At 59.1% G+C, this 16,892-nt stretch carries 17 protein-coding genes and 2 pseudogenes; 9 read left to right on the top strand and 10 right to left on the bottom strand.

Annotation, left to right across the window (positions count from 1 at the left end):
* The first annotated feature begins 34 nt into the window (after positions 1 to 34).
* The 7 genes and pseudogenes from WGT02_RS36000 (at position 35) to WGT02_RS35970 (ending at position 5,884) form a co-directional block, all read left to right on the top strand.
* The gene (locus WGT02_RS36000) at positions 35 to 466 is read left to right on the top strand and encodes a hypothetical protein (RefSeq protein ID WP_037070913.1); all 432 of its coding nucleotides are present in this window, start codon (positions 35 to 37) and stop codon (positions 464 to 466) included.
* Complete coding sequence (locus tag WGT02_RS35995; RefSeq protein ID WP_208245287.1) at positions 463 to 1,683, top strand: Nramp family divalent metal transporter; 1,221 nt, start codon at positions 463 to 465, stop codon at positions 1,681 to 1,683. Before WGT02_RS36000 ends, WGT02_RS35995 begins: the two co-directional genes overlap by 4 nt.
* Positions 1,683 to 2,042: a hypothetical protein gene (locus tag WGT02_RS35990; protein WP_024316410.1), complete on the top strand. Its 360-nt coding sequence runs from the start codon at positions 1,683 to 1,685 to the stop codon at positions 2,040 to 2,042. The genes WGT02_RS35995 and WGT02_RS35990 overlap by 1 nt, the downstream gene beginning before the upstream one ends.
* A gap of 1 nt (position 2,043) precedes the next feature.
* Positions 2,044 to 2,370, top strand: coding sequence for a hypothetical protein (locus WGT02_RS35985; RefSeq protein WP_024316411.1), 327 nt, complete (start codon positions 2,044 to 2,046; stop codon positions 2,368 to 2,370).
* A 140-nt stretch (positions 2,371 to 2,510) separates the two neighbouring features.
* Positions 2,511 to 3,146, top strand: a pseudogene (locus WGT02_RS35980) (helix-turn-helix domain-containing protein); the annotation flags it as partial.
* A 440-nt stretch (positions 3,147 to 3,586) separates the two neighbouring features.
* Positions 3,587 to 3,874, top strand: coding sequence for a hypothetical protein (locus tag WGT02_RS35975; protein WP_208245288.1), 288 nt, complete (start codon positions 3,587 to 3,589; stop codon positions 3,872 to 3,874).
* Between the two features lie 783 nt (positions 3,875 to 4,657).
* On the top strand, positions 4,658 to 5,884 hold the full coding sequence (locus WGT02_RS35970) for an SLC13 family permease (RefSeq protein ID WP_208245289.1): 1,227 nt from the start codon (positions 4,658 to 4,660) through the stop codon (positions 5,882 to 5,884).
* A 519-nt stretch (positions 5,885 to 6,403) separates the two neighbouring features.
* On the opposite strand, the gene WGT02_RS35965 is transcribed toward WGT02_RS35970, so the two are convergent.
* From WGT02_RS35965 to WGT02_RS35920, 10 genes and pseudogenes are all read right to left on the bottom strand, one after another.
* Positions 6,404 to 7,810, bottom strand: coding sequence for an adenylate/guanylate cyclase domain-containing protein (locus tag WGT02_RS35965; RefSeq protein ID WP_208245290.1), 1,407 nt, complete (start codon positions 7,808 to 7,810; stop codon positions 6,404 to 6,406).
* 63 nt (positions 7,811 to 7,873) lie between these two features.
* A complete protein-coding gene (locus tag WGT02_RS35960; RefSeq protein WP_208245291.1) occupies positions 7,874 to 8,542 on the bottom strand; it encodes an NrsF family protein in 669 nt (222 codons plus the stop codon).
* A gap of 2 nt (positions 8,543 to 8,544) precedes the next feature.
* Positions 8,545 to 9,192, bottom strand: coding sequence for a sigma-70 family RNA polymerase sigma factor (locus tag WGT02_RS35955; RefSeq protein ID WP_208245293.1), 648 nt, complete (start codon positions 9,190 to 9,192; stop codon positions 8,545 to 8,547).
* Positions 9,193 to 9,244: 52 nt separating this feature from the next.
* Positions 9,245 to 9,757, bottom strand: coding sequence for a DoxX family protein (locus tag WGT02_RS35950; RefSeq protein WP_208245295.1), 513 nt, complete (start codon positions 9,755 to 9,757; stop codon positions 9,245 to 9,247).
* Positions 9,754 to 10,602 (bottom strand): DNA-binding domain-containing protein, encoded by an 849-nt coding sequence (locus tag WGT02_RS35945; protein ID WP_318246604.1) that lies wholly within the window; start codon positions 10,600 to 10,602, stop codon positions 9,754 to 9,756. Before WGT02_RS35945 ends, WGT02_RS35950 begins: the two co-directional genes overlap by 4 nt.
* A complete protein-coding gene (locus WGT02_RS35940) occupies positions 10,599 to 11,585 on the bottom strand; it encodes a hypothetical protein (RefSeq protein ID WP_208245297.1) in 987 nt (328 codons plus the stop codon). The genes WGT02_RS35945 and WGT02_RS35940 overlap by 4 nt, the downstream gene beginning before the upstream one ends.
* 15 nt (positions 11,586 to 11,600) lie before the next feature.
* The gene (locus WGT02_RS35935) at positions 11,601 to 12,500 is read right to left on the bottom strand and encodes a DUF692 domain-containing protein (RefSeq protein WP_024316418.1); all 900 of its coding nucleotides are present in this window, start codon (positions 12,498 to 12,500) and stop codon (positions 11,601 to 11,603) included.
* 74 nt (positions 12,501 to 12,574) lie between these two features.
* Positions 12,575 to 12,919 carry a DUF2282 domain-containing protein gene (locus WGT02_RS35930; protein WP_208245299.1) on the bottom strand — a complete coding sequence of 115 codons (345 nt, stop codon included), beginning with the start codon at positions 12,917 to 12,919 and terminating at the stop codon, positions 12,575 to 12,577.
* A gap of 185 nt (positions 12,920 to 13,104) precedes the next feature.
* Positions 13,105 to 13,413 carry a putative quinol monooxygenase gene (locus WGT02_RS35925; protein WP_024316420.1) on the bottom strand — a complete coding sequence of 103 codons (309 nt, stop codon included), beginning with the start codon at positions 13,411 to 13,413 and terminating at the stop codon, positions 13,105 to 13,107.
* 546 nt (positions 13,414 to 13,959) lie between these two features.
* A pseudogene (locus WGT02_RS35920) lies at positions 13,960 to 14,356 on the bottom strand (type 1 glutamine amidotransferase domain-containing protein); the annotation flags it as partial.
* 767 nt (positions 14,357 to 15,123) lie between these two features.
* Here WGT02_RS35920 and WGT02_RS35915 point away from each other — a divergent pair.
* Positions 15,124 to 16,113: an ABC transporter substrate-binding protein gene (locus WGT02_RS35915; RefSeq protein ID WP_208245301.1), complete on the top strand. Its 990-nt coding sequence runs from the start codon at positions 15,124 to 15,126 to the stop codon at positions 16,111 to 16,113.
* Between the two features lie 5 nt (positions 16,114 to 16,118).
* On the top strand, positions 16,119 to 16,892 hold the full coding sequence (locus tag WGT02_RS35910; protein ID WP_024316425.1) for an ABC transporter ATP-binding protein: 774 nt from the start codon (positions 16,119 to 16,121) through the stop codon (positions 16,890 to 16,892).

Genomic DNA, 16,892 nt, shown 5'->3' with positions numbered 1-16,892 from the left:
TGGCGAAGGCAATAAACCGCTAAGCAGACTTAACATGGACCATCGGAATTTCTCGAAAATCCACGTAAGCGTTCTTTGCTTGGTCGCAGCCTTGGCAGGCTGCTCCTCTTCCGATGCTGATCAAGTCAGCTTGCAATCAAGAATTATTTCGTCCTGCTCGAATTCGGCGCGCATGGCGCTCAATGGCTGGCACTTGAATCAACTGCCTGATGCTTATGTACGGCAGACCTTGCATTCGATGCAGCGCAATGTCGAAACTGCCGCTTCTGAAATCGAAGCTCTCCGCGACGTCGACACGACAGAGCGCGAGTTGCTGACTAGTTCCGTAACCGACATCGTTAATTTACTTGCACAAGCGCAGAACCAGGTTGCGCGGGGAGATCACGACACCGTGCAAACGGCGGTTCACCTTAAAGATGCAACCGAGCGTCTCAGCCTGACTTCAGGTATAAGACGATCCACATGAAGAAGATATTGGAAATATCGCTTGGAATTGTCACGAGTGTTGGCGGCTTTCTTGAAATCGGATCGCTGGCGACGGCGGCCCAAGCGGGATCGGCATTCGGCCTTCAACTCATCTGGGCGATCGCGCTCGGCACTATCTGCATCATTTTCCTTGTTGAAATGGCTGGCCGTTTCGCCGCGGTAAGTGGCCACACGATTTCGGACGGCATCCGTGAGCGGTTCGGTTTCAATTTTTTCCTGCTACCTTTTCTCTCGACCCTGTTGCTCAATCTGATGGTTCTTGCCGCCGAAACAGGAGGCGCTGCCATTGCTCTGGAGCTTGCCACGGGCATTGCCTTTCAGTGGTGGGCGCTGGCAGTTGCGTTCCTTGCGTGGTTGTTGCTCTGGAAGGGCACTTTCGGTTTCATCGAGAAAGGCGTTACCATTCTCGGATTGGTGACCCTCTGTTTCGTCGTTGCGGCAGTATTGCTTGAACCTGATTTGAAGGCGGTGGCGGCCGGTGCTTTGCCAAGCATACCGCAGCACGACCATGCCAGCTACTGGTTTATGGTCGTCAGCATTCTCGGCGCCTCGATATCGCCATACCTATTCTTGTTCTATTCTTCTGGCGCCGTCGAAGATAAGTGGGACGAAACGTATCTAGGCACCAATCGCGCGATCGCAGGACTGGGCATGAGTTTCGGCGGCACGATATCGATCGCCGTCCTAATCGTGGCCGCCCTTGTGCTGGCTCCGAATGGGGTGGATCAAATCACCGATTACCATCAGTTGTCGACCATGCTGGTCCCCGTGTTTGGTCGCTGGGGATACTGGTTGTTTGTTGCTTCCTTGGGTATCGCCTGTTTCGGCGCGATCCTGGAACTCGGGTTACAGCAGGCCTATCTGGCGGCTCAAGGACTTGGTTGGAACTGGGGCGAAGACCGCAAACCAAGCGAAGACCCAGGATTTAGCGCTGCCTATACTCTGGCACTTTTGCTTGCGGCCATTCCGATCGTCTTTGGCTTCGATCCGCTAAATCTGACGATCCTATCCATGGCTTTGACCGCAGCAACGCTCCCGCTAACAGTCATCCCGTTTCTATTCCTGATGAATGATGAGCGATATGTTGGAAAACATGGGAACGGAACCATCTCCAATTCGGCAGTCGTCTTGATCATCATGCTGGGCTCTATCTTGGCGATTGTGACTATCCCGCTTGAGCTACTCGGAGGCATCTGATGGATTTGCTGCGTGATGTTCTCGACAAGCAACTGGTCGATCGAAACGGCGTGAAGATGGGCAAGGTAGACGGCATCGTCGCCGAACTTCGGCGAGGCGCCCCGCCCCGGGTGGTCGCGATAGAGGTCGGCGCTATTGTATTGGCCCGTCGATTTGGCCGACGGCCACAGCAATGGATAACTTGGCTCGCATCCAAACTCGGCGGAGATGGACACTCCAGACCCCATCGCGTTGCATGGAGCGCCGTCCGCGATATTGGGCTTGACGTTGAGTTGGACGCGGCCGTGAGCGATACCGCAATTTTTGATTGGCAAGACTGGTTACGAGACAGAGTGGTGAGTAAAATTCCCGGAGCATAAATTGGTTGAGATCAATATCGAATTGTTGGTGGGTCGGGCCGTCTTATCGAGGTCAGGGAAAACAATTGGTCATATTGAAGAGGTACGGGCGGAACAAGACGGTCCAGATCTTGTCATAACCGAATTCCATGTCGGCTTGTACGCAGCCATGGAGCGAATGTCTGCATCGCCAATAGGCAAAGAGCTCTTGGGTCTTTTCCGCCTGCGCCGCAAGCATCGCGGTTATCGCATACGCTGGAATCAAATCGAACTTGACAAGAGCGAGCTACAACTGCTTTGCGACGAAAAGGAACTTGCCCCCCTGGGCGGAAGCCATATGAAGAGATAGCCGGTGCGGTGTCCGCGAGCGACTTCGCAACAGCTTTTGGTGCGATACAGGCCAATGGCGGCCTTGTCCGGCCTGAGAGATAGGTGACGTTTTGTACCGGAGACATGGGTAACACTTTTCGCTTTTTGCGGGAGGTGTTGATGCCGTGGAAAGAGACTTCGGTGATGGAGGAACGTCTACGTTTCGTCGCCCGGCTGCTTGAGGGCGAAGGCATGAGCGACGTGTGCCGGGAGTTCGGCATCTCGCGCAAGACCGGCTACAAAATCTTCAATCGCTACAAGGACGACGGCCTGGAGGCGCTGACGGATCGGTCTCGACAGCCGGTGCGTTACGCCAACCAGTTGCCCGAGCCGGTGGAGGCAATGATCGTGCGGCTCAAGAAGGAGAAGCCGCATTGGGGTGCCAGGAAGATCAGAGAATTGCTGGTGAAGCGTCTGGCCGGCGATGTGCGCGTGCCGTCGAAGAGTACGGTGCATGCCGTTCTTGACCGGCACGGGCCGGTCGCCCATGCACGTAAAACGACAACGCCATCGAGCCGAAGGGACAGCATTGTCTCAGGCATTGTGGTGTGCCGACTTCAAGGGCGAGTTCAAGCTCGGTGACGGCCGCTAGGGTTACCCGCTGACGGTCACCGACCAGGCGTCACGTTACCTGCTTGCCAGCGCGGCTTCGAATCGACAAAGGAGGTGGGTGTGTTCGAGGCGTTCCGCCGATTGTTTGCCGAACATGACCTGCCAAGCGCGATCCGTAGCGACAACGGCCTGCCGTTCGCCAGCGGCGTAGACCAGACCCTCTCATCGGGGTCACGGACGATCTACGCTCATGGTTTGACGAGGAGCCATGGCGGACAGGCCGCGAGCTGCTGGAACGATTACAGAAGCGTTATCCGAATAAATATCCCGATGGCCTCCTGCGAACAGTCCAAAGGCGCGTGAAGGAGTGGCGTCGAAATAAAGCCCATGCCATGATTTTTGGCGTGAGTTCCGAAACAGCCCAGCATCCCGTCGATTACACCGAGGCGAAAGGGAGCAATCTCGTGAGGCAATGATCCGGCAGACAAGGAGCATTCACCAATGAGGCAATACGGCGTATCGCGGTAGGGACGCCCATTACTGGGCGCCCCCCGCACAGATCCACGCGGGCGGGTTTCCCGCATGAGCATACCGACCATGGCGGGTCAGGACGCTTTCGGCGCGATCCAGGAAATCGTCCGCATGTGGAGGCCGATCCGGCGACCGACTGGTCGAAGATTGACCTTGAAGCGCTGCGTCAGCATCTGATCGACATGAACGAGGTGACACTCAAGGCAGACGCCGCGCCGACACCGGTCAACGGCGGCCTGCAGGTTGACATCACGGGAGACGATCGCACGTCCGCCGCCATTCAGCGGATGCTGCCTGCGCATGCTGAAGAGCTCAATCAAATGAACGGCTGGCGTGCCAAGACCGAACCGTTGCCCGGCGGCGTGCGTTTGACGGTCACGTCGACCACCCCCAGGAGGTAGACATCCGCGGTCTCGGCTTTATTGGACTGCTCGTGAGCGAGCTCGCATCATCAGCCGCACCACCTGGCAATGGCAAAGGACGAAATGCCGCATCAACATTGAGTGCAAGGTGCAAGGCGGCGTCTCAGATCGTTTGATTCAGGTCAGAGCGGCGCGGGAGATTGGCCGTGGTTACGACGGGAGTGACAAACGCTGAAGCGCGCCACCTCGCTGAGTTCGGCCCCAATGCCATTGCTGACCAGCCACCGTCCCCGTGGCGGACGTGAAATATGCTTGAAGCCGCGATGATGCTCCAGCTCGGACGCGCAACTACGAAGCAGCGCGGTGGGCACCGATGATCTTATTTACGCTGCTCCTTGGCCGAGGCACTCGCATGACCTGGATCAAACCGGCCTCTGTTCTCTCATCCAGCCACACCACGCCTTCCAGCAACCGCCGATATTGTTCATCATCCCGGAGTCACGATCATATCTTCAGCGATCCGAATGTTGGCAACTGCAAGCATCGTTTCCGGCAAGGGTTTCGCTGTTTTGGTTGATAAAGGCCGCGTTGCCAGGCGTACTTTCAACGCGACGCCCTCCCTTACGCAGCCGCCGTCCCAACATAATAAGGTGGGAGGGGGAACGATGCGAAGCTGGATAAATGCTGGCGGAGAGCGTCTCCTCACGCGTTGGAAATTAGCGAAACAATGATGTGGGCAGGTCAGGAGACGCTTGACCGACTGCTCGCCTTTGTCGACACAGTGGTCCAATCGTAAACGGACGCGATGGACGGCTTCACACAATGACAAACCTCGTCGTTATTCTCTTCGGGCTCACCTATCTCGGGATGGCATTAGGACGCGTCCCAGGACTGAGGATCGACCGCGCCGGTATCGCGATGATCGTCGCAGTCGCGCTTGTAGCTCTCGGGGCAGTTCCCGTCGACGGGATGAGCGAAGCGATCCATTTTCCGACCTTGCTTTTGCTCGGCGGCTTGATGATCCTTTCCGCGCGTGTTGGTGCAAGCGGCTTTTACGATGCGGCGTCGGTTTGGATCGCGGGCCAGGCGGGCAGGCCCCTGCGCCTGCTCGCCTTGACGATCACGGTCGGCGGTATCCTCTCCGCCTTCCTTGTCAACGATATCGTTGTTTTCGCCATGACGCCGCTGCTGTGTACCGGCCTCAAAGTGCGGAAACTCGACCCAAGGCCATTCCTGCTTGGTCTTGCAGCCGCCAGCAACGCGGGTTCGGCGGCCACCTTGATCGGCAATCCGCAGAACATCCTCATCGGCCAGGCCGGCGCGCTGGGGTTCTGGTCCTATTTCGCACAGGCCGTCGCCCCGGCGATCGCAGCTCTTGCTCTCAGTTTCGGATGCATCGCGTTCATCTGGCGGTCAAGTCTCGCAGCGGCAGACGACGGCGCACCCCTCGAGCCTGTTGCCTTCGACCGCGTTCAGGTCGGAATCTGTGCCATCGCCCTTCTGGCGCTGCTTGTCCTGTTTGCCACGCCGCTGCCACGCGAGATTTCGGCTCTTTTGGTCGCCGCCTGCCTGATCGTAAGCCGCACACTTCCGACCCGGCAGCTCTTCGGCGAAATCGATCTGCCATTGCTGATCCTGTTTGCGGCTTTGTTCGTCGTCAACGACGCCTTCGCCCGAACAGGATTTCCGGAGGAGGCGGTGCGGATGCTCGCCGCCCATGGCCTCCTTCCCGATCGAGTTTCGTTCCTTGTGCCGATCTCGCTCTTTTTGAGCAACACCATCGGCAATGTTCCCGCGGTGGTGATGATCTTGAAGGTCTGGCAGGGGATTCCGGAGGGGGTCCTGGTTGGCCTCGCCATTCTTTCGACGCTGGCCGGAAACCTGTTTCTGGTCGGAAGCCTTGCAAATCTGATCGTGGCCGAGCGTGCGTCAGCCCAAGGCGTACGGCTGACCTTTCGGGATCATGCCAAAGCTGGTGTACCGATCACGGTTCTGTCCATGATCTTCGCCGGCCTTTGGTTGTGGTTCGGCGGCTTCATGCACCTTTAGGGATGCCTGGCAAATCCTCAGGCTCGAGCTGAGATCGCCTTCAGCATCATTGTCGATGCGATCAGCCCGACGCCAATCCAGATCGCGACGATGGCGACCATGGCGGCGCGACTCCAGGGGTCTTTCCGAGCACGCCGCCGTCGCACGGCGCTCGGCCAGGATGTGGGGCGGGATCAGCTTGACCGCCCAGGAGAATGCCCAACGGGACGATGACGATGTCGTCGAGGTATCCAAGGACCGGCACGAAGACGGCCTCCCGCTTCGAGATGCCGCGATAAGTGGCTACGATATTTAGGGTCCCACACCAACGAATCTGCACATGTGGAGCATAATTCTCGACTTCTCACACCGCTCAGCGTTGGTCAGCAGCGCGGGCAGGTGTGGACTCGTTGATCACGTATAGCAGTTTGAATTCGGCGTCAGAAGTGTCACGTTCAATCCGACGTGATAGCTCATCGCTGCTCTCCTACGTCCTCAAAACCAAGGCGAGTGGTTACATCCGTCAAGGGAGCCACTCCTTCACGCAATTTCGTAGACAGAAATCTCTTCGTCAAACCCGCGTAGCCGCCGGCGGGAATGAATGATACCGACTTCGCGCCCCCCAAACAGCGCCCGGACGCCCGCGTCTTCCAGTACAGCTTTGGTAGCAACGATCTTCTCGATTCCGGCCAGTCCCTGCACGCGGGATGCAATGTTCACTGTCTGCCCAAAATAATCCTGCCGTTCATTGAGGGTCACGGCAATGCAGGAGCCGGTATGTAGTCCTATCTTGAGGAGAATGTCTTCGCTGCCGTGCTGTGCGTTGAGTTCGATCATCGCCTTTTTCATGAGCAGTCCAGCCGCCATGCCATCGGACGGTGTGGGGAACGATGCCATGACCGCGTCGCCGATGGTCTTTACCACCGCCCCGGAATTCCGTGCGATGATATTGGTTAGCACAAGGAAATGTGCCCGGATCAGATCGAACGCTGCGAGATCGCCGACGCGCCTGTAAAGCGCCGTCGATCCCTTCAGGTCGGTGAACAGGAATGTCAGGCTGGTGATGCGGAACTGCTGGTTAATATCGAGCACGTCCGTTTGGTATAGATCGCGGAATGTCTGGTGGCTGAGCAACCGCTTGGCGCTCAAAGACGGCACCCGTCGGCTGACTAGCGTGCGCAATGCGTCGCCCGCAAGCCACAGGATCGGCATTGCACGTTGTGTTGTCCTATTTTCCAGCGTGAGCTCAAGCAGGCCCGGCGCCACCTCTATCTGAGCGCGTTCTTCCACTCCTACGGCGAGAGCGATCGTCAGCATTTGTTTAGCATCCTGCGGTGTCCCAACGACGCGAAGCAGGGTCGAGCTGTGTGTGACCGGGTCGAAAACCACCACGAACCCCTCGGCCATCCGCAGCGTTCGGGTCGCGAAGGAGCCGGCCGGCAACTCGATCGCATCCAGCGCGACTCCGTCGACCACCGGCCGGAGGTCTGCGGGCAGATCGCTCCCGGAGCTCCAGTAGACCTGGCGGACATAGTCCCACAGTGGCAGGGTATCCGGCTCGTGGGCAGAAATGGCGCGCAATTGCGGACTGACCGTAAAGGTCACCTCTACGCTGTCATCGAGCCTCGGCTGGCAGTCGACAGCGCAGAGCCCGCATCGATAGTGCAGATCGTTTATTGCTTTAAGGGAATTAGCCGAATGCAGGATGCCGCCGCACCCGCCGCAAACGACGTTCCAGGCCAGATCGACCATCCCGATTTGGGTCGCGTGAAGGAAGGCGCCGATGCAGGCCGTCTCGTCAAGGCCGGCCTCCATGGCGAAAGCGAGCGGATTGATGCGGTTCACGCGGAAGTCCGACGCTTCGCACAAAAAACGTTCGATGGCCTCCGAAGTTCGGCCATCGCAGCGCTGTCTCAGGATTGAAAATTGAGCCGCTGAGGCGATCATCCGACTAATCACCTTTCAGAGGCTGTCGTGACGACGCATTCGCTCGTGTGCTCACTGGCAACATCATCTTGGCGATCGGTCTTTCCGCTCATCGCTCGACCTTCCCACTTTCCGACTGACGATCGCGGCGCCCGCGACGAACAGAACGGCCGTGCCGAGATTCCATCCGAGGATCATTGCGGTGGCATCGAGCGGATGGAACATCGACAAGGCTGTCGCGGTGACTGCCGAAACGGCAAGGCTTCCCATGAGAATGACAGACGTTGGCCGGAGTGCAGCCGTGTAACGCAGCATCGCCAGCATCAAAAGCGACAGCGGCAGGCTGGTCAGGACGAGTGTGGCAACGCAACTCGATGCCGCTTCGACCGTAACTGCTCCCGGTGGTATGGGCACCCATCCTGCGAAGCATTGATAGCCGATGGTCGAGAGCCAGACGACGAGCGGCGGGATGGGCAACAGAAGCCATCGGCGGGGCCGGTCCGGCAGGCTGGCGAAGAAGGTGGCGAAGGTCGCAAGAACCCCCGTCAGTAGCGACGACATCACGTTGATGGTGAATACTGTGTCCTGCATGCGCTCAGTGAATTGCGGCCGCACGCCATGGCTGATCGTCATCAGAGCCATGATCGCCGCCGCGATGACGAGCCAGCCGGCGGCACGGACCAGCGGCGGCCGAAGACGCTTGACGGGGGTTGCATTGGTGGCGAGGGAGTGGATCAAGTCGGACGTCTCCATCACTAATCCCTCCGATCCGAGAGCAGGGCACGCAAATTCTGAAGTGCCCTATACGTTGCCATTTTCAGGGATGCCACTGACACCCCGGCAACATCGGAGGCCTCCTTCAACGACATTTCCTTGAGTTTCAGGAGATCGACGGCCCTTTGCTGTATCGGCGGCAGCACCTTGATGGCTTCAGTCAGCTTGCGATTGTCGAGCATGCCATCGTTTTCATCGGGCGCCGTTGCTGCTGCCTCGTGTTCGGCAGTGAGCGGAGCCTCGCGCTGTGTTTGCCGACCACGGCGACGCAACCGGTCGATGGCGCGACGATTGGCGATGCCGACAAGCCAGGGACCGAACGGACGTGAAGGGTCGTAGGTCTGCCGGATCGAATGAAGGGTGAGCAAGATGTCCTGCACTGTATCTTCGATCTCCCAAGGGTCCCTATGCCATCGTCTGACCCGTGATCTGAGATAAGGCGTGATTTCCTGAAGAAGACGGAGATAGGCCACGGTATCGCCATCCTGTGCACGCGCCATGAGAATAGTCCAGTCGAGGTCGCGTGATGCGGCGGTCTCCTCGTCCTGCAAACGATCTCTCTCTTTCGTTCGGGTGCGCTCCCCATCTGAGGTCACAACGGTAAGGCGCTTGCGCTTTTCATCCTTCATCCCCGCACCCTCACAGGCGCGAGCCGGTTGAACATGCTCTTACACCAGGACATTACCATTTCGATCCCGACGGACGGAAGCCATTGACCATGCGTCTGAACCCGCAATCGACGGAAATTGCGCCGGGGACGATCGCGATCACGCCCAGGGCCAAAGCCGCCCAATAGAGATGGAAGTTGGCCCAGCCATCCGGAAACACCAATTGGATCACGCCTGTCATGACCAACAGGCCGAGTGCGGCAAAGCGCGTTGCGAGGCCGAAGATCAGCAGTATGGGCAACAAAATCTCTGCAGTCGCGGTTAACGACGCGAGTTGGTCTGGTGCGGGAAGGGCATACTCGCCGCCGAAGGTATGAAGCCTGAACTGTTCCTCGAACAGAAACAGCGTGCCCGGCGAGAGGGACAGGAAACTGTCCCATCGTGTGAGGCCGGAGCGAAGGAAGGGAAGCGCCAGGGCGATGCGCAACACCGACGGTGCGATCCATCGTGCGATCATTCTGATCTGAAGATGCGCCTGATGGATGGTCGCGACGATCCTGTTCAGCAATGTCGGTTGCGAACTCATGCGATCTCCAACGACCGGATCGGCTGCATATGATAGCCGATGATTACACCTGACTCGATCATGCCACGGAGCGTGCCGGCAAGATCGAAACACGGACTGGCGGACAGCCCTTGCTTGAGGGCGTGGACGAGTAGCGAACCTGCCTGCAGAGCCTCCATGAAAGCGGCTGCACCCGCCGGTAGACGCCGAACCTCGACATCCGCCTCGGGACGAACGATGAGCGCATCCTCTCCGCCCTCTTCCAGATCGATTTGCGCACCTTCGATGCCATCGATATTCACCTGCCAGATGCTCACGATCGGGAAAACGGACCTTACGATCCGGACGGAAGGATGAAGGGCGAACCGTAGCGCTGGCAGGTCGGCTGGCGGCACCCGACTGAGAGCAGAAGGTGGCAGCGGCGTTGCTTCGCTTGCGTGGTATGCTTTCACCCATGCCCGCTCGAGCCGGGCAACGTCCCCGAGATAGGGGAGCACCGCTGCGGGTTCGAAGCCTGCGATGAAGGTGGGAAAGCCAGATCCGTAGTCGAGCATGATCGGAGAGGCCGGCGGTTCTGCCAACACATACAAACGCGCCATGGCAGCGAAGAATTCCTCGCCAACGAGGCGGTGGACCACAGGATACGCCGCCTTCAGGGTCTGGACCAACCCGACCACGACATTGTTGCGGTAGACGGCGAACCGCTTGACGCTTGGCAGTCCGTCCGGACCGACCAGACCTGAAGGAACCGGTATTTCCGGATTGAGCAGTGCTCTGGCGAAGTCAGCTTGGCGGTCGGCGAACCCGTTCATGCCAACAGCGTGTCCCACCCAGCTCGGAGTCAATTTGCGAATCGCGCCGGTCACGGGTGGTCTCCTCGATGGGGACGCTGAACAACGTTGGTCCAGAAGGCGCGAAGGCTGTCGACACCGCCGGCCGTTGAACTCCACAGGGTTGCGTCGCCAACCAAGAGCGTCCCCGCGAATGTGTCCGGCTTCGACTGCAGCAATGCGTCGAAGGAGGTGCGACCGTCAGCAGTGAATGGATGCGGTGGAGCCGCAGGGTCTATCTTCTGGCGCGCCAGCACATCGAGTTTCGGGATGGCCGCGTCCATGCGCTCGAAGTGGGGCAGATGGGGATGAAGATTGAAGGTGTCCACACCTGCGAGCAGATGAAGGCGGTCGAGAGATGCCTCGGCTTCGATGGGGAAAGGCGTGCCATCGGCCTCGGAGGCCGGACGCAGTCCAAACCTGTTTTCAACGGGAACGCCCAGACCGGCGAGCAACGAGCGCCCGAAGCCGCCAAACCCCTGTCGCGGCGGAATTGTCTTGTCACCATGATGCAAAAAGTCCGCAACTTGCCGGAAGATTGCTTTCTCATGCGAAACAGACGGTTCCTCGCCAATGTCGTGGTGGGGACAGACAAAAATGAGATGGTCCGGAATGGAGAGAAACGAGCGAACGAAAGTGATTTCGGCTTGGCTTGCCTGCTGAACGGTCCGGCGAGAATCGAAGCTGATAACGACGAGCGTGTCGGTACCTTTAAGATTTTCCGGGACTATGGGGGTAAGCCGTCCGTCCTCATCGACCCGCTCGATTTCGATAACCGGTGCGCAGGTTATCGCCTCGCTGAGCGTCACGGCGGCGAAGTTCTTCTTCACAATGTGATCAAGAAACCCAGCAATGCCCTGATCGAAGCGCGAAGGATCACTCAGTTCCTCGAACCGAGGGAAGAGCATGCGGCGGCTCTCGAAGAGCGCCGGAAAGCGATCCTCGATGACGTCGAGCGGAGCTTTCGCCTCGTCAGGCCGACTCCAGGCGTAATAAATCGCAACTCTCCGGGCTGGCATGCGCCTCCTCCAGTGTTAGCGCGCGTAGACGGGGATGGCTGCACGCTGGCGAATGTTGCCGATGTCGGCCATGATCAACTCCGCGCGTTCTGCTTCGGCCTTCAGTGTCGGCCACTCAGGCAGATTTGCATCCCATTCGATCAAGGTTGGAACCGGGCCGATGCACTCGATCGTATGGGCGAACAAACCCCAGACGGTCTCTGCAACCGGGCGATCGTGAGCGTCGATCAGCAGCGGGCGGCCTTCTTCGTCGACGTCGGGCGCGAACCCGGCCAGGTGGATCTCCTGCACATGAGAAAGCGGATAGGCATCGAGGTAGGCGATCGGGTTCCAGTTCTGATTGGTGCAGGCGACGTGAATGTTGTTGAGGTCCAGCAGAAGACCGCATCCGGTCCGTCGGACAATCTCCGCAATGAAATCGGTCTCTGTCCAGGTGCTTTCGGCGAAGGCCAGATAGGTGGAAGGGTTCTCCAGCAACATCTGGCGCCCAAGTGCTTCTTGCACCTGATCAACATGCTCCACGACGCGCATGAGTGTCTCGTCCGTATAGGGCAGAGGAAGCAGGTCGTTGAGAAAGCCGACGTCGTGGCTGGACCAGGCGAGATGCTCGGAGAACAGTGCCGGAGAGTAGCGATCGATCAACTCCGTGAGGCGAGCGAGATGATCCTTGTCGAGGGGCCGATCAGCGCCGATCGACAAGCCGACGCCGTGCAACGATAGCGGATAGCGTTCGCGGATGGCCGAGAGGTAGCGATGCGGTGGCCCGCCTGCGCCCATGTAATTCTCTGCGTGCACCTCGAAGAAGCCGACATCGGGCGAGGTCTGCATGATCGTCCGGTAGTGCTCAGCCTTCAGGCCGACGCCCGCACGTTCCGGCATCATTGTCTGCGAGGATATAAATGTCCGTTCCGGCATGGCAATTACCTTGACTTATACAGGACCGATAAGTTGGGAAAGGCCGGGCCTTCGCGGCCCGGCCAGTAAGGCGTTTAGACCTTGGGCTTCAGGCTGCCGGCTCCATTCGGGGTCGAGATACCCGTGCAGGTGCCGGTCGGAACCAGCTTGAAGGCATTGCCTTGGTAGTCGGCGGCGCTGGTGCCCGCGCAGGTCGTGCCGGCGCCAGCAAAGCAATCGTTCTGGCCCTTGAGCGCGACGCCGAAGCAAGGCTCAACCTTGCCGGACTTTACCTTGACTGTGTTGCCGGCCTGGATTTTCTTCTGCTGCTCCGTGAAGTCCTGGGCATGGGCCGGGGCGACCGTAAGCGTACCGAAGGCGGCAGCGAAGGCGGCAGCGAAGGCGCCAGCTACCAGCGTAGAAATCAGACGATCAGACATATTGGTTCTCCTGAAGGTTAAGCCAGCGCTTTCGATTGCTGACTGCGACGGCCGGTTTCGACCTGTCTGTATGGAAGTTCGATGCAGGTTCCCCCGAGGTAACGCAGCTTCGGAGAAATATTTGTCTGGCCAATATTGATGCCCGGAGATGGTCGGCAAAAGCGGGGTTTGAGCCTCCAGACGCCCTATGCGGCTGGCTTCGACGCAATCACCGTGCTCGGATGCAGTTCGGGTTCTGCGGCCAGCAACTCGGGCACGGTCGCGAAAATCTGGCTTGCGGCGCTGCCCGTCATATGGGCGTTGAGGCTTCCTTCGCTGTCGAAGAGGTCGACGAGGTAGATCGTGTCCGCACTGGCGTTCGAGTGCAGGACGAGCCAGAGCGTCGTGCCTGCTTCCGCCTCGACCGCGGGCAGTGCTGCCGCGATTCTTTTTGCTGCTTCCTCGCCCAGGCCCGGCTTGGCCTTGAACACGACGACGCCTGCTATTCTTGTCATGGATGAATTCCTTTCTGTGGCGTTCGCTGGGGAGCCCGGAGAGGTAACGCGGGATCAGACGAATGCGCCGATCTGGTCTTCCGCTTCATGAGCCAGGAGGACACTTTTGGCTCGTAATGGAACCTGTCGCAGTTCCCTATTCGGGCCTCGATCGCCGGCACGCTCGCAGATCCACGACGGACGACCAGAACCAGGATCAGCGCCGCAATGGGGATCACGCTGCCCATCCCTGCGCTCAGAACCGCCTCGCCGACGAACGCGCCGATGTTTTTCGATGAGGCAAGTGGCCGTGACCTCAAACGGCAGTGTTCGACCTCCCATGCGGACCTTTGGTCCGGATCCGCGTGTCCCAATGACGCTGAATACGCTTGCAGGGTGACGTGCGCTTTCGTTGGGCGTCGCGATCCGGCAGACAAGGCCCTGCTCATGGCGAAGGCCGCACAACGTGACCATGCGTCAGGACGGCGCGTTCGACGCCGGTACTACAACCGCAAGCTGAACGACAGGTCCTCCCGATCGTAGGAACGGTAGTTGCCGTCGGTCCTGGACGGACGAGACGATTCCGCCCTTTTCCCAGATGACGCGAGTGATCCGCTGCAGTCCTTCATCGTCGGGAAAGTCCCACATGAACGCATGGCCATCAGTGAAGTAGATGGCATCGTAGTCGGCCGGATTGATGTCGTTCGGGTGGGCGGTCGTGGATAACAGTGCCATTCGCTTCGGATCGTCGAGCTCCTTCGCCGCTGCGCCCAGAAGCGGCCATTTAAGTGCGCGTGGTTCCAGAGCCGAGACGCCACCTTTGGGGCTGACGATACGTTGCTCGTATCCAATGGCGGCGAAGACGTCGTGGGGGTGAGTCAGCTCGGAGAGCCATAAGCCGGTCGGATGCGCAGGATCGGGCGAAATGGGAAACGGTGCTGACCACGTGCAAATTGCGTTTCACCGTTTCCCCTCCTTCGCTCAATGACGAGCAGTCATAACCTTGAACCTCACCTGAAGGTCAACCGAAAAACGCTCGTCAGCCTCCAGGTTTCTGAGCGAAACAAGCTCGATCGCGTCATGGAAAAGGGATGTCACTATCGTCACCCCGGAGGCCTCGCCCCTAGGCGCCGTGCCAGACCATCGAAGACGCCGAGGCTTCATGCGGCGATCGCTCAAAAAAATGAGCCGAAATATGCTGTTGCAAGTCGAGGGCACGACAAGAAAATTACGTGCCGAGCGTCCTAAATATTAGGACGCTAATTTCTTCAGCATTTCCCCGATCGACCGCGGCGAAATTTCGTCTTTGGATTCAATGTTTAAGTGACGGCGCTGCAGGTTTCGAACCAGAGTATGGGGCATAATGCCTACTTTTTCAGCATAAGAATTAATGCATCAAAAATCTTGCAGAACGCCTGACAATCATGGGACAAAGACCTGCGAGTAGAAGCGGTCTGAACCTTGGTTCTGGACATTGCTCGACGGGTGAATCTGTCGAGGAGATGTTCAAATGCGAGGGAAATTTCATTATCCCGCCCTGGGACTCGTGGAGATCGACGCCGCATCTGACGAACTTCGCTCACACCGCTGCTTTGCGTGTCTGAGCAGCAAGCGTCCCGCAAAGCGCGATTGCGCGATTGCCAGGCTCGTCGCGGATGGCTTCGATCCAGAGCGCATCGCCAATCTCTATCCGTTCTTAAAAACAGAACACTAACTGCGAAAGGTCGACCCATGCCTCGCACCAAGCTTGTCTTCTATGCACTGGCCGCAACCCTTTCTGCCGGCGGGGCATGTGCCGCCGACAAGGTGATCTTTCAGCTCGATTGGCTGCCTGGTGGTGACAAGGCGCCGATCTATGTCTGCATCCACGAAGGCTTCTGTTCGAAGGCCGGTCTGGACGTGGAGATTGCCTCGGGTCGTGGCTCGACCGATGCGATCTCGCGCCTTGCCGCCGCGTCCTCTGACATCGGTGTTTCCGATATCGGCGCCCTGATGGCTGCGCGCGCCAATGAAGGTGTGAAGGTCACCGCCGTCATGTCGCTGTTCAACAAGGGACCACATGCCTTCTACGTCGCCAAGGGCGGCTCGATCGCAAGCGTTGCGGACGTCAAGGGCAAGACGATCGCGACGTCGCCTTTCACGTCCTCGAATGTCTATCTGCCACTGGTGCTCCAGGATGCCGGTATCGACATGGCGGATGTGAAGCTCATCAAGGCCGATCCCGGCGCGCTCGGCCCCATGCTGATGACCGGCCATGCCGATGGCATCATCGCGTGGATGACGGACCTGACGCGCTACAGCAACCAGGGCAAGGAAGCCGGCAAGGAGATCGTTGCATTGCCGTGGTCCGCGGCAGGCCTTGAGCTCTATTCTGCATCTCTCATCGCCAGCGACGATTTCCTTGCCAAGCGTCCGCAGGTCGCCGCCCGCTTCGTCGCGGCCTACAAGAAGTCCGTCGAGTTCGCCAAGGGGAATCCGACGAAGGCCGCCGAGGCGGTAACCGCCATCGTCCCGGAGCTCGGCTCCGAAGATGTGGAAGGATCGCTCAAGGACACGTTGCCGCTCATCTTCAACGAGGTGACGAAGAAGGATGGCATTGGGGTTTTCGAAATCGCCCGCCTCGCCGAGACCTGGCGCCGCGTCTCCCAAGCGCAGGACATCGATCCGGCCAAGCTCGATCCCGAAACCGTGGTCAACCGCACGTTGGCCGCAACGGAGTAACCGCCATGGCGATGCCCGCTATCCGCTTCGACAAGCTGGGCCAGGTCTTCAAGACCCGGTCCGGACCCACCGAAGCGCTGCGCGACGTCAGTTTCGATGTGGCACGGCATGAGTTCGTCTCGATCCTTGGCCCTTCGGGATGCGGGAAATCGACCCTGCTGCGAATGATCGCCGGCCTGTTGAAGCCGACATCCGGCTCGGTGGCCGTCTTCGGTCTGCGGGTGGAAGCTCCGCGTGACGACATCGGTATCGTCTTCCAGAAGCCGACGCTGCTTCCCTGGGCGAATGTCGAAGACAATGTCGTGTTCCCAGCGCGCCACAAGACCGGCAGGGTGACGCCAAAGGACCGCGAGCGGGCGGGCGAACTGTTGAAGATGGTCGGGCTCTCCGGCTTCGAGAAGCGCCTTCCGGAGGAACTCTCCGGCGGCATGCAACAGCGCGTTGGTATTGCCCGCGCGCTCCTCATGGACCCGGACATCCTCTTGATGGACGAACCCTTCTCGGCGCTGGATGCCCTGACGCGCGAGGTGATGGGCTTTGATCTGCTGCGCATCTTCTCCGAGCGTCCCAAAACCGTGGTCTTCATCACGCATTCCGTCAGCGAGGCGGCGCTGCTGTCGGACCGCGTGTTGGTGATGACCGAAAGGCCAGGCTCGATCCTGACCGAAGTCACCGTTCCCGTCGGCCGCACGCGCAGCCCCGAAACTGCAAAGGACAAGGCGATCCATGACCTCTCCGATTACCTCCGCGATCTACTCCTCAACCGTCACGCGGCATGA

It is taken from the genome of Rhizobium sp. T1470, from assembly GCF_042140505.1.
Classification (GTDB): domain Bacteria; phylum Pseudomonadota; class Alphaproteobacteria; order Rhizobiales; family Rhizobiaceae; genus Rhizobium; species Rhizobium favelukesii.
Note: the sequence above shows the minus strand (reverse complement) of the source record. Positions and strands in the feature narration are given on the sequence as shown.